At 73.2% G+C, this 13409-nt stretch carries 9 protein-coding genes; 4 read left to right on the top strand and 5 right to left on the bottom strand.

Translation table 11 applies throughout. The features are described 5' to 3' along the window. Positions 1–19: 19 nt before the first annotated feature. The 4 genes from ACZ68P_RS13445 to ACZ68P_RS13460 all read right to left on the bottom strand — a co-directional run bounded on the left by ACZ68P_RS13445 (position 20) and on the right by ACZ68P_RS13460 (position 6237). Positions 20–673 carry a DUF4232 domain-containing protein gene (locus ACZ68P_RS13445; RefSeq protein WP_471005655.1) on the bottom strand — a complete coding sequence of 218 codons (654 nt, stop codon included), beginning with the start codon at positions 671–673 and terminating at the stop codon, positions 20–22. 339 nt (positions 674–1012) lie between these two features. Continuing rightward, a complete protein-coding gene (locus ACZ68P_RS13450; protein WP_471005656.1) occupies positions 1013–2575 on the bottom strand; it encodes a mucoidy inhibitor MuiA family protein in 1563 nt (520 codons plus the stop codon). 6 nt (positions 2576–2581) lie between these two features. After that, complete coding sequence (locus ACZ68P_RS13455; protein WP_471005658.1) at positions 2582–4690, bottom strand: DUF4139 domain-containing protein; 2109 nt, start codon at positions 4688–4690, stop codon at positions 2582–2584. Between the two features lie 287 nt (positions 4691–4977). Beyond that, positions 4978–6237 (bottom strand): FAD-binding protein, encoded by a 1260-nt coding sequence (locus tag ACZ68P_RS13460; RefSeq protein WP_471005659.1) that lies wholly within the window; start codon positions 6235–6237, stop codon positions 4978–4980. Positions 6238–6430: 193 nt separating this feature from the next. On the opposite strand from ACZ68P_RS13460, the gene ACZ68P_RS13465 reads away from it, so the two are divergent. The 4 genes from ACZ68P_RS13465 to araD all read left to right on the top strand — a co-directional run bounded on the left by ACZ68P_RS13465 (position 6431) and on the right by araD (position 12194). After that, a complete protein-coding gene (locus ACZ68P_RS13465; protein ID WP_471005660.1) occupies positions 6431–7537 on the top strand; it encodes an aldose epimerase family protein in 1107 nt (368 codons plus the stop codon). Positions 7538–8111: 574 nt separating this feature from the next. Further along, entirely contained in the window at positions 8112–9818 is a 1707-nt protein-coding gene (araB, locus tag ACZ68P_RS13470) for a ribulokinase (RefSeq protein ID WP_471005661.1), read from the top strand. 124 nt (positions 9819–9942) lie between these two features. Further along, entirely contained in the window at positions 9943–11448 is a 1506-nt protein-coding gene (gene araA / locus ACZ68P_RS13475; protein WP_471005663.1) for an L-arabinose isomerase, read from the top strand. Positions 11449–11480: 32 nt separating this feature from the next. Beyond that, entirely contained in the window at positions 11481–12194 is a 714-nt protein-coding gene (gene araD, locus ACZ68P_RS13480) for an L-ribulose-5-phosphate 4-epimerase AraD (protein ID WP_471005664.1), read from the top strand. A 190-nt stretch (positions 12195–12384) separates the two neighbouring features. On the opposite strand, the gene ACZ68P_RS13485 is transcribed toward araD, so the two are convergent. Further along, positions 12385–13374, bottom strand: coding sequence for a LacI family DNA-binding transcriptional regulator (locus ACZ68P_RS13485; protein WP_471006353.1), 990 nt, complete (start codon positions 13372–13374; stop codon positions 12385–12387). Positions 13375–13409 lie beyond the last annotated feature (35 nt).

Genomic DNA, 13409 nt, shown 5'->3' on the forward strand with positions numbered 1-13409 from the left:
GGAGCGGCGGGCGGCCTGACTACAGGCTGAGCGCGTCCTCCACGTTGTCCACCCAAGGCGTCACGGAGCTCTTGTCGGATACGTACAGGCCGGGGGTCGAGGCCGTGAGCGGCGTCTGCTCCAGGTCGGACTCGGTGTTCATCGTCATCCCGATCGTGTGGACGGTCTTGCCCGTCCCGTCCTTGGCGCCGCCCATCAGCCCGGCGTACGCCGACGCGCCCGGCTCAAGCCTCAGGGCCTCCTCGATCCCGGGGGCCTCGCCCCGTGCCGTGGCCTGCCCGTCCAGGTCGCCGAAGGTGATGACCGGATGCCCCAGGGCCCGGCACGCCTTGGTCCCCTTGTTGGTGATCTTCAGCAGGTAGCTGCCGGTCGTGGGCTCCGCCAGGGTGGCGGTGAACGTCACGTCGTGTGTGCTGCACGGGAAGACGTCGTAGTCGGCCGAGGAGCCGCCACCGCCTCCGGACGCGCCACCACCCGGGGTCGCCGACGGCTTGGACGGCTTCGGCGGCGTCGACGGTGTCCCCGGCTTCGACGGGACGGCGGACGTCGACGGGCTCGCGGCCGGCCCCCCGGCCCCGCCCGACGCGCCGTCCTCGGTGGGCCCGCAGGCGGCCAGGGCCAGGGCGGTTCCGGCGGCGGCGAGGACGACGGCGACTCTGCGTACGGTGCTCATGGTGTGGTCCCCCCGAATGAGAAGCGCGAAGTGCGCTGTGTTGAGCACCAGCGTCCCGCCGAAGGTTCACGAATTCGTGACGGTGTCTCGCCGAAACCACCACGGTCTTCGGCCGGAGCCGCGCCCCGCGGTCGGCGCGCCCGGCTCCGGTGGGACGGTCGGGGCGCGCCCCGCTCGGGTGGAACCGTCGGGGCGCGCCCGGCCTCGGCGGGCGAGGCCTCGGCTCAGTGGCCCGCGCTCGGCTCCGGCGGGTGAGGCCCCGGGTCAGTGTCCCGCGCCGCTCCGGCGGGCGAGGCCCCGGTCAGTGGCCGCCCCGGCTCCGGCGGCTGAGGCCCCGGGTCAGAGGCCGGAGACCTTGGAGCTCGCCGACAGTTCGTAGACCAGGGTCACCGTGCGGCGGCCGCCCGGCGGGAGGGCGACGTCCCAGCGGACGATGCCCTCGGCGTCGACCGCGTCGGGCGCGGGGGAGCAGGCCTCCTTGCGCAGCCGTACCTCGACCGTGGCGACCTCGGAGACCGGGATCCGCTCGCGGAGGGCGACCACCCGCTCGCCGCGCTCGCCGGGGGCGGAGAAGCGGGACAGATGCAGCCGGACCGTGCGCGTGACCACGGTCCGCTGGGTGAGACCGGTCGTGTCACGGGTCTCTTCGGCCCGCCGGACGACGCTGTGGTCGTCACGGCTGCCGAAGGCGAGCTCGACGGGTGCGCCGGGGGCGGTGAAGTCCAGCGTGCCGCGGCCGCCGAACCCGCTGTCGCGGATCAGGTCCACGGGGCCGGCGAGCAGCGCGTGACCGGACCGGTTGTCGAACCGCACCACTTCGGTGACCAGGGCGGAAAGCTCCGGTGAGCAGGCGTACTCGCTGGTCACGGCCGTCTCGAACGAGGAGAGCGGCACGCGGTGGGCGCGGCCGTCGCAGGGTACGGAGACGCGCGCGGGGGCGTGCAGCACCCGCGCCTCGCCGCCGTCGTCGACCCCGGGCAGGCCGAGTACGGGAGCCGGACCGAGGGTCCCGATCTCCTCCTCGCGCAGTTCGACGTCGACCGTGCGGCGCTCCGCGGCGGTGCGGTCCGTGAGCGTCAGCCGGTCCTCGCCGAGCCGTGGCGGATCGGTGGCCAGCGCCGACCGGGCCGTCGACAGCGTCAGCCGTACGTCCGACCAGTCCTCGCCCGTGCGCTGCCAGACCATCGCGTCGGTCTCCAGCGTCAGCGAGCCGCCGTTCAGCACGGCCCGATAGGCGGGCCGCCACAACGCACACGGCGTGAGGTGGCTCAGGCGCAGTTCGGCGGGCCCCGCGGCCTCGGCCTCCACGGTCAGCTCGATGTGGCCGACCAGCTCGGCGGGCTCGTCCTCGAAGAGTGCCATGGCCCGTTCGGCTTCACCGAGTTCGGCGACGACGGCGGCCAGCTCGGCCTCCACCGTACGCAGTCGCTCGGCGTACGTGTCGCGCTCGCCGTCCACCCGGTCCAGCTCGCGGCCCCACCGGTCCCGTTCGGTCTCGCCGTGGCCGGCTCCCTCGCCGATCTCCCGCAGCACGTCGGCCGCGAGGCGGCCGAGCAGATCCAGGCGGCCGCGCATCCGGTCGCGTCGCTGCTCCAGGGTCAGCCGCTCCTCTTCGAGGGCGTGGACGCGCAGGCGCAGGGCGGAGTCGTCGTCGGGGGAGGGCCGCTGTCCGCGCGGGGTCCAGCTGCGGACGATCCGTACGTGGTGCACCGTCGCGGGACGGTCGGCGGTCAGCTCGGCGTGAAGGGTCCGGTCGACGGTCAGCGCGCTGACCGGGCCGAGACGCAGCCGCTGGGTCCCGGCCTTCAGGTCGAGCACGACGGTACGTTCGACGTGGGCGCGGTCCTCGAGGCACGTGACGGCGGTGACGGGGAGGGCGATCGGCTGCGGGTGCGCGGTCATGGCGGGTCAGCTCCTGCGGTTGCCGCCGACCAGGGCCTTGCCGGTCGGGATGCGGATCTCGTAGCCGCCGTCGAGGGCGGTCGTGGCGCCCGCGGGCAGCTCGAGCCGCCAGACGCGGGTACCGGGGGAGTGGTGATCGGGTCCGGTGCCGTCCTCCGGCGTGGTCCAGTCGGCCCGTTCCTCGATCCGTACGTCCGGTTCGGAGGTCACGGGCACCCGTTCGCGGACCTCGACGGTGACAGGCCGGGCGAGCCGGTTCGCCAGCTCCACGTGGACGCGGTGGTCGAGCACGGTGGTGTTGTTGCGCAGGCCCGAGGTCGACTCGTTCAGGTGGGTGCGGCGGGTGACCTTGACGGCCTCGGCGGGCCCGAGGCCGACCCGGCGGACGCCGCCGGGCGAGAGGGTGGGCAGGGCGGCGGTCAGCAGGAACTCGTCGTCGACGGTGACCTCCACCGGGCCGGCCAGCAGGGCCTGGTCGGTGGCGTTGGAGAGGACGAGCGTCGCGTACACGGTCTGCTCCACGGACGGCACGCACAGGTACTCGGTGCGCAGGCCGACCGGGATCTCGCCGACGGTGACGGTGTGCCAGGTGCCGTCCGACGGGACGTCGGCGCGTGCGGCGGCGTCGAAGCGGTGGTCGAAGGAGCCCGCCGACGCGCGGGGCCGCACGGCGTGCCCGGGCAGCGGCAGCCCGGCCACGGCCTCGGCGCGGCGGCGGTACTCGGTCGCCACCGGGTCGAAGGGAGAGCCGGGGAACAGGCGGCCGCGCCGGTCGCCCGGCTCGTCGGGGCCGCTCAGGACCATGGCGGCGTAGTCGAGTTCGGCGCCGTTCGGCCGCGGCGGACCGGCGACCGGCGGCGGCACGGGCGCCGGCGGGGGCGGGGCGAAGGCCCGGCCCGGGGCCGCGGGCGCCATGGCGGGCGGCGCGGCGAAGGGACCACCGCCCCCGGCCGGCCTGCCGACGGGGAGCCCCGTGGCGGGTGGCGCGAGGTCGGGCATCGCGGTGAAGACCCCCGTGGAGGCGCTGTCCGCGCCACCGGGCGCCGGGGGCATCGCGCCGTAGCCCTGAGGCGCCGGCGGCGGGGGAGGCGGCGGCGCGGCACCGAACGCGGCGCCGCCCGCGGCGACCGGGAGCGCGACAGACGCGGCCGGGCGGGGGCGGGGGCCGGCCGCTTCGTAGCCCGAGAACAGGTCGGTGAGGCCCGCCGGGGGCTCGCGCCAGCCGGACGGGGCGGGGGCGGGCTGACGGCGTCCGATCCTGGTCGAGCGGAGTTTCGGCAGGTCGGTGCGGCGCCGGAGGTCGGCGGTGGCCAGGCCGACGCGGACGCCGGTCCAGTCCTCGCCGGTCCGCTGGGCGACCGAGGCGCGGAGCACCAGCCGGCCGCCGCCGTCGCCCTGACGGTGGGTGAGACGGTACGTCGGCACCCAGACGGCGCCCGGCACCCCGTACTCCAGCTCCACTTCCACCTCCGCCGCCGAAACGTCGGAGGAGCCGGAGGAGCCGGAGGCGTCGAGGGTGAGAACCGCGCAGACCGTGGTCTCCACGCGCGCGGAGGGGGCGTCGGTGGAGGCGCGGGCGAGCCGGTCGGAGGCGACGGTGAACTCCCGCTCGGCCTCGCGCAGTGCCTCCTCCAGCTCGACGAGCCGGGCGTGCATGACCGTCAGCCGCTCGTCGACGAAGTCGGTGAGCTCCAGCCAGGCGTCGACCGGCGTGCGGCGGTGCGGATCGTCCCGCTTGCGGGCGGGCGGGACCGGGTGCAGCGCCCGGACCTCCTCGATCCGGCTCCGCTGCCGGTCCCTGCGGGCCCGAGCCTCCGCGTGCGCGTCGCTCAGCCGCTCGACCTCGCGCCGCGAGACGGCGGGCGTGGCCGTGGCCGCCGGGGCGAGCGGTGCGGCCTCGACCTCCACGCGGGCCTCGATGACGCGTACCCCGGCGGCGTCGATGACACGGGCCCGCAGGGAGTCGGGGTCCAGCGAGCGGGGCAGACCGGTGACCCGCACCCGGCCGTCCGGCGGCACGCTGCCCCGGGCCAGGCGACGGCAGACCGCGCCCTGTGCGTACACCACGACCGAATCGAGGCTCGATGCCCACCTGTGTGCCGATGCCGCCGTCATGCGCTCCCCCCGCTGTTCCGTGCTGAGCGAAGACTACGCCCGGGCGGCCCCTCGTCCAGGGGGAAGAGGTCTCCTTCTGCTGCGCCCGGGCGGTCGGCCTTCCCGCCGTGGTCCGCCTCGGGGCGCATGGAGGAGCCGGGGTGACCCCCGAACTCGCCCTCCCCGGACCGGCCGTGTCGGGTCCCGCAGGCCGGAGCAGGTCCGTGCCGCAGTCCGGATCGGGTCCGTCCCGCAGTTCGGAACGGGTTCGTCCCGTAGTCCGGATCGGGTCCGTGCCGCAGTCCGGATCAGAGGCGGAAGTGACGGCTGACGAAGTCGTTGCGGAACACGCCCGCGGGGTCTTTCGCCCTCATCAGCTCGGCGAAACGGCCGTAGTGGGGGTAGAGGCCGCGCAGGGTGTCCGGCTCCGTGAGGAAGAGCTTGCCCCAGTGCGGGCGGGCGGCGAAGGGTGCCATTGCCTCTTCGATCGCCCGGAGGCTCCGGGTGACCGCCGCGGGGTCGGGCAGCCAGGTGAAGTGAAAGGCCACCGTGTCGCGCCGGTGGGCAGGGCTGAGCCAGAGGTCGTCCGCGGCCAGGCTCCGGATCTCCCCGATCCGCAGGTGGGGCGCGAAGACGTCGCGTACGGCGTGCAGGGCATCGAACGCCTGGACGGCGTCCCGGCGGGCGACGAAGTACTCCGACTGCAGTTCGTCGCCGCTGCTGGGAGTGTGCTCAAGCCGGAAGTGCGGCAGCCTGAGATGAGAGGGGCCCGGCAGACCCGCCTGCGGGGTGCAGGAGTCGGCCGTCATGCCGGGAACCGGGTGCCTCGGCCCGTCGGCCGGCACCGCACCGAGCCATCGCCGCCCTGCGGGCACCGGCCCCTGCTCGTCCACGCGCCGCTTGAGCCAGACCTGGTCGATCGAGTCGCCTTGCCAGCGGGTGAACAGGCTGACGCTGTAGGCAGCGGACATCACCTCGTCGAAGTGGTCCCTGAGGGTGTCGAGGTGAAGCCCTTCGTAGACCCACTGCCGGACGTCGAAGGCGGGTACCACATCCAGGGTCAGGGCGGTGACGACGCCGAGCGCACCGAGGGCGACGACGGACCCCGCGAAGTGCTCGTCGCCTCGTTCGGTCCTCACCAGTTCGCCGTTGGCGGCCACGTACTCGACGGCCCGCACGGCCGAGGCGATGGTGGCGTTGCCGTCCCCTGATCCGTGCGTGCCGGTGGCGCAGGCGCCGGCGATCGATATGTGGGGCAGGGAACCCAGGTTGTGCAGTGCGTACCCGGCTTCGTGGAGGGTGCCGGTGATCTCGCCGAAGCGGGTTCCGCCGCTCACCGTCAGGGTGTGGGTCCGCCGGTCGATGTCGAGAACGCGCGGGAGGCGTGCCGTGGACACCAGGTCCCCGGCTGTGTCGGCTATCGCGTTGAACGAGTGACCGGTGCCCAAGGCGCGTACGGCCTGGGACCCGGCTACCAGTTCCTGAAGTTCCGCGATCGAGGCGGGAGTCCGGAGGTCCTGCGTGCCGAAGGTGATGTTTCCGGCCCAGTTGGTGAGGGGAAGGCGCATCTCTGTCCTGTCGTCGGGAAGGTGTGAGCAGCTGCGTGAGCGCTCACACCCTAGGTGGCCGAGCGAGCCGCTGCGGGTGGGACCGATGCTCCCGTGAACTGCGAGCAGCCATGCCGTTGTACGCACATCAAGAATGTGTCACGGGAGCGCCACCTCTTGAAGAGTCGCCAAGTGAGCGTTCACAATCGATCGCGTGTACCGGCCTGAAGGAACGTCCCTGCCCCCCTCCCCGCCCCTCTTCGCCGGAGGTCCGCCCGTCTGCCGCTCCGACCCGGATTCCGGGCAACGATGGACCTTCGGCTTTCCCGGCGTGCTCGTGGCGGAGGTGCACACCCGGGGTGCCCGCCTGCACGGCCTGTGGGTGCCCGACCGGCACGGCGCCCTGGCCGATGTCGTCCTCGCTCCTCGCGACCCGGCCCGGACGGCCGACGCCGCCCGGTACTTCGGTGCCACGGTCGGGCGCTACGCCAACCGCATCGCACGCGGTCGGTTCACGCTCGACGGCAGGCCGCACCGGCTCACCACCCAGGACGACGGCCACTGCCTGCACGGCGGGGCCGACGGGTTCGACAACCGGATCTGGGAAGCCGAGAGCGTGCACACCCCCGAGCGCACGGGTGTGCTCCTCCACCTGCACAGTCCCGACGGCGACCAGGGGTTCCCGGGAAACCTGAGCGTGACCGTCAGCTGCCTGGTCGGCGCGAACGGCGAGCTGGCGCTGTCCTACGCGGCGGTCACCGACGCCGCCACCCCGGTCAACCTGACCAACCACGCCTACTTCAACCTGGCGGGCGAGGGGAGCGGTGACGTCCTCGGCCACGAGCTGACCGTCGACGCCACCCACTACACGCCGGTCGACGAGGACCTCATTCCCCGCGGAGACCACCGGCCCGTCTCCGGCACGGCATTCGACCTCCGCCGACCGCGCACGATCGCCGAGGCGCTGACCGGCCCCGATCGCCGGCTCCTCGCGGCGGGCGGTGGATACGACCACAACTTCGTACTCGGCCCCCACCCGAGCGACACGCCGAGGCGCGCCGCCGTCCTGCACGCGCCTGCCACGGGCCGGTGCATGGAGGTGCTGACCACGGAGCCGGGTCTCCAGGTCTACACCGCCGGACAGTTCGACGGCACCGTCGTCGGCAAGAGCGGCACGCCCTACGGGGCGGGCGCCGGCATCGCGCTGGAGACCCAGCACTTCCCCGACTCCCCGAACCGTCCCGGCTACCCGTCCACCGTGCTGCGGCCCGGAGACGAGTACCGGTCGACGACGGTCCTGCGGTTCGGCACCCGCGACTGACCCGTGTCGGCGTACGCCGACACGGCCCGTGCCCGCCGGCAGGGAACAGGTCACCTCGCGGAGGATCGAGGGCAGGGCGCCGACGTGCGGTCGATCGTGTCCTCGTGCGGTCGGTCTTGTCCTCCGGCTCCCGATTCTCCCACCGTCCCTCGAGCACGCTGCTTGTTAGCGCTCGCATCCTCCGGACGTACTCCGCGGCAGATCGCTCCCTCCGTGACGGCCGACGCGCCCGGAAGGCAGCAGCCTGCTGGCGGTGGCGCCGCATGCCGCGTGCGTGGGGCGCACGTCGTGCGGGAGCGCCGGATGCCGGTGTCCGTGGGGCCGTTCCCTCGCGTTGCGTCACAGTGGCCCGGCTGGGAGCCCCGACCGGGATCCCACCGCCGGAGTCCGTTGCCGTCCTATGGCCACGCGGAGGTCCTCGTGCTGAGTGCCGCCCCTGCCACGTGAACGGCCGCTCGCCTCCCCGCGTGAGCGGCGAAAGTGCACGCAGGCCTTGCCGAATCCGATTGTGAGCGTTAACAATCAGCGGGGGGTGGGCCGCCACCCTCTCCACCATGACGAGAGAGACCGCATCGTGACCCCACACGCCTCTTCCGACCCCGCCGACCGTCACCATCCCGATGCCTGCACGGTCGGGGTGGACTTCGGCACCCTCTCCGGGCGTGCCGTCGTGGTCAGGGTCCGGGACGGCGCCGAACTCGGTTCGGCGGTCCACGAGTACAGCCATGCCGTCATCGAGGACCGCCTCCCCTCGACCGGGGCCCGGCTGCGCCCCGACTGGGCCCTGCAGCACCCCGAGGACTGGCGCGACGTCCTGCGCACCGCCGTCCCGGCGGCGCTCGCCGCCGCCGGGGTCCACCCCTCCCGCGTCATCGGTGTCGCCACCGACTTCACCGCCTGCACCGTCCTGCCCACCACGCCCGACGGCACCCCCCTCGCCCTGACGCCCGAGTGGGCCGACCACCCCCACGCCTGGCCCAAGTTGTGGAAGCACCACGCGGCCCAGGACCAGGCCGACCGCATCAACGCCCTCGCGCACGCCCGGGGCGAGAAGTGGATCGCACGGTACGGCGGCAAGATCTCCTCCGAGTGGCAGTACGCCAAGGCCCTGCAGGTCCTGGAGGAGGATCCCGGCGTCTACGCCGCCTGCGCGCGCTGGATCGAGGCGGCCGACTGGATCGTCTGGCAGCTGACCGGCACCGAGTCACGCAACACCTGCACTGCCGGTTACAAGGGCATTCACCAGGACGGCGCCTACCCCTCGCCCGACTTCCTCGCCCGGCTCCACCCGGACTTCGCCGACTTCCCCGCCACGCGCCTGGAACACCCGCTCTCGCCCCTGGGCTCCCCGGTCGGCACCCTGAGCGGCCGGGCCGCACACTGGACCGGCCTGCCGGAAGGCATCGTCGTCGCCGCGGGCAACGTCGACGCCCACGTGGCCGCGCCCGCGGCGGGGGCCGTGGAGAACGGCCGCATGCTCGCCATCATGGGGACCTCCACGTGCCACGTCCTCAACGGCGCCGTCCTCGCCGACGTCCCCGGCATCTGCGGAGTCGTCGACGGCGGAGTCGTCGAGGGCGCCTACGGCTACGAGGCCGGACAGAGCGCGGTCGGCGACATCTTCGCCTGGTGGCTCCGTCAGGGCGTCCCGGAGCACTACCGCGCCGAGGCCGCCGCAGCCGGTGAGGACCTGCATCAGTTGCTGTCCCGCAAGGCCGCCGACCAGCCGGTCGGCGCACACGGCCTGGTCGCCCTGGACTGGATGAACGGCAACCGTTCCACCCTCGTGGACCACCACCTCTCCGGAGTCGTCGCGGGACTCACCCTCGACACCCGGCCCGAAGACGTCTACCTGGCCCTGCTCGAGTCCACGGCCTACGGCACCCGGATGATCGTCGAGGCCTTCGAAGGCAGTGGGGTCCCCGTCGAGGAGTTCATCGTGACCGGGGGCCTGAAGAAGAACGCGCTGCTCATGCGGATCTACGCCGATGTCCTCCGCCGCCCCGTCTCCCTGGGCACCTCCGAACAAGGGCCGGCGCTCGGCTCGGCCATCCATGCCGCCGTCGCCGCGGGCGCCTACCCCGATGTCCGCTCCGCGGCCTCCGCCATGGGAAGCGTCCAGCGGCACGCCTACGTGCCCGATCCCGCGCGGGCGGACGCCTACGACGCGCTGTTCGAGGAGTACCGCGCCCTGCACGACCACTTCGGCACCGGCGCGGACCTCCTCCTGCACCGCCTGCGGCGGATCCGCAACGCCGCCCGCACCGCCGCCACCGACTGACCGGCCGCCTCACCACCCGGACCCGCACTCCCACCCGGATCCGCAGTCCCACCCGGATCCGCAGTCCCACGGGCCCGTCCGGCCCGACCTTTTCGTTCCGGCATCTCCGAGGAGCACACCCGACATGACTCCCGTCCCCGACCGCGAAATCTGGTTCCTCACCGGCAGCCAGGGCCTCTACGGCGAAGAGACCCTGGCCCAGGTCGCCGACCAGTCACGGGCCATCTTCCAGACCCTCGCCGACCAGCCGCAGATGACCGTCCGCCTCGTCTGGAAGCCGGTGCTCACCGACGCGGCCGCCATCCGCAGGGTGTGCCTGGAGGCCAACGCCGACGACCGCTGCATCGGCCTGATCGCGTGGATGCACACCTTCTCCCCGGCCAAGATGTGGATCGCCGGCCTCGACGCGCTGAGCAAGCCGCTGCTGCATCTGCACACCCAGGCCAACCGCCGGCTTCCCTGGTCCACCATCGACATGGACTTCATGAACCTGAACCAGGCCGCCCACGGCGACCGCGAGTTCGGCTTCATCCAGACCCGCATCGGCGTCCCCCGCAAGACCGTGGCCGGCCACGTCTCCACCCCCGAGGTCGTCGACCGCATCGCCGGATGGGCCCGCGCCGCCGTCGGCCGGTCGGAGCTGACCACCCTCAAGCTCGCCCGCTTCGGCGACAACATGCGCGACGTCGCCGTCACCGAAGGCGACAAGGTCGAGGCCCAGCTGCGGTTCGGGGTGTCGGTCAACACCTACGGCGTCAACGACCTCGTCGCCGCGGTCGACGCCGCCGCCGACGACGCCGTCACCGAGCTCGTCAAGGAGTACCAGGACCTCTACACCCTCGCCCCCGAGCTGCGGCCCGGCGGGGAACGGCACGACTCCCTGCGCTACGCCGCCCGCATCGAGGCGGGCCTGCGCACCTTCCTCACCGAAGGCGGCTTCCACGCCTTCACCACCAACTTCGAGGACCTCGGCGGTCTGCGCCAGCTGCCCGGTCTCGCCGTGCAGCGCCTGATGGCGGACGGGTACGGCTTCGGCGGCGAGGGGGACTGGAAGACCTCCGTCCTGCTGCGCGCGCTGAAGGCGATGGCCCACGGCCTGCCCGGCGGCACCTCCTTCATGGAGGACTACACCTACGACCTCACGCCGGGCCGGGAACTCATCCTCGGCGCCCACATGCTGGAGGTCTGTCCCTCTCTCACGACGGCGGCCCCCAGCTGCGAGATCCACCCGCTCGGCATCGGCGGCCGCGAGGACCCGGTCCGCCTCGTCTTCGACGCGGACCCCGGCCCGGCCGTCGTCGTCGGCCTCGCCGACATGGGCGACCGGTTCCGCCTCGTCGCCAACCACATCGACGTCGTCACCCCGCCCGAGCCGCTGCCCCGGCTCCCCGTCGCCCGGGCCGTCTGGCGCCCCAGCCCCGACCTGCGTACCTCCACCGAGGCGTGGCTCACGGCCGGGGCGCCGCACCACACCGTCCTGACCACCGCCCTCGGCGGCGAGGAGCTCGAAGACCTCGCCGAGATGCTGCGGATCGAACTCGCCCTGATCGACCAGGACACCACCATCCGGCGCTTCACGCGGGAACTGCGCTGGAACCAGGCCTACCACCGCCTCGCCCAGACGCTGTGACCGTGCCCACCCCCACCAGGACGGAGCCTTCCGTGAGCACGACCGTTTCCAAGGAGCTGCGCCGAGAGGTACTGGAGGCCAACCTCCGCATTCCTCGAGCCGGGCTCGCCACGCTCACCTGGGGGAACGTGAGCGGCGTGGACCGGCGGGCCGGCGTGTTCGTCATCAAGCCCTCGGGGGTCTCCTACGACGCGCTGCGCGAGGAGGACCTCGTCGTCGTCTCCCTGTCCGACGGCGAGGTCGTCGCGGGGCGCCTGCGCCCGTCCACCGACACGGAGACGCACCGCAGCCTCTACCTCGCCTTCCCCTCCATCGGCGGGGTGACCCACACGCACTCCACCCACGCCGTCGCCTTCGCGCAGGCCCGACGCCCCGTACCGGTACTCGGCACCACCCACGCCGACACCTTCAACGGGCCCATCCCCGTCACCGAGGCCCTCACCCCCCAGCAGTGCGCCACGGACTACGAATACAACACCGGCCAGGTCATCGTGGACCTCCTGGGCCGCGACGACGCCCGGGCGAGCGAGGTCCCCGGCGCCCTGGTCGCCCACCACGGCCCCTTCACCTGGGGCCCTGACGCCACCACGTCCCTGGAGAACGCCATCATCTGCGAGGCGGTGGCGGAGATGGCCCTCCAGACCATCGCCCTGGGTGCGGTCGAACCGCCGCAACACCTGCTGGACCGCCACTTCACACGCAAGCACGGCCCGGACGCGTACTACGGCAATCCCGGCGCCGCCTGATCACACCGGGCGCGTCGTACCGCGTACCCCCGAACCGGGGCTCACCCGCGCACAGCGCAGAGGCGGAAGCCCGAGCCCCATGCCCGAGCCCCGTCGGGCTCGGGCTCACGCCTCTCCGGGAGCCGCCGGTCAACTCGTGGTGCGGAAGGGTGCGTCGCTGCTCGCCGTGGCGGTCGGGACGGCGTCCCCGTCAGCCGCGCCGGGGCGCCTGAACGCTCTCCCGGCGCACGAGTTCGGGCGCGATGACCATCTGGGAACCGCTGGTCAGGCCCTCGTTCATCAGGCGGAGCAAGAGGTGGAGCGTCGTGCTGGCCACCGCGCCGAAGTCCTGGCGCACCGTCGTCAGCGGAGGGGAGTAGAAGGGGGCCTCGGGCACGTCGTCGAACCCGACGATGCTGACCTCCTCCGGAACGGAACGGCCCCGCTCGCTCATGGCCCGGAGAGCGCCGAGGGCCTGGTGGTCGTTGGCCGCGAACACCGCGGTGACCTCGGGCATGCGTGCCAGCATCTGGCCGGCGCGGTATCCGGAAGCCGCGGTCCAGTCGCCCGTACTGATCGGAGGGACTTCCGCACCGGCCTCCCGCAGCGCCCTGCGCCACCCACGGATACGGCCCGCGGCGTCGAACCAGTCCGGCGGTCCTGAGATGTGCCACACCGTCTCATGGCCGGCCTCCAGCAGATGCCGGGTCGCCTGGTACGCGCCCTCCTCCTGGTCGACGGACACCATCGGTGCGCTCCGCTCGGGATCACCGTCGATGGTCACCAGAGGAACCTCGGCGGGAACCTCGGCCAGTGCCTCGTTCGCCGAGGCCGTGGGGGCGATGGCCACGATCCCGGCGACGCGCTCGTCGCGGTGCCGCTCGACGGCGGCGGTGATCGAGGACTGTCCCAACTCGTGCACCCGGTGCACGCTGACCGCGAATCCCTGCACGGCGGCGGCGATCTCGAAGGCGGCCAGGAGCGAGGACGGGCCGTACAAGGTGGAGTTCTGGGCGATCACACCGATCAGCTGCGACCGTCCGGTCACCAGCGCGCGAGCCGCGCGGTTGGGCCGGTAGCCCAGTTCCTTCACCGCCGCCAGCACCCGCAACCGGGTCTGCTCCCGTACGTTGGGATGGCTGTTGAGCACGCGGGACACCGTCTGATGGGACACGCCGGCAAGCCGGGCGACGTCGGTCATCGCCGGCTCTCGCACCACTGCGTTCGAAACGGTGG

It is taken from the genome of Streptomyces sp. NPDC036822, assembly GCF_055609145.1.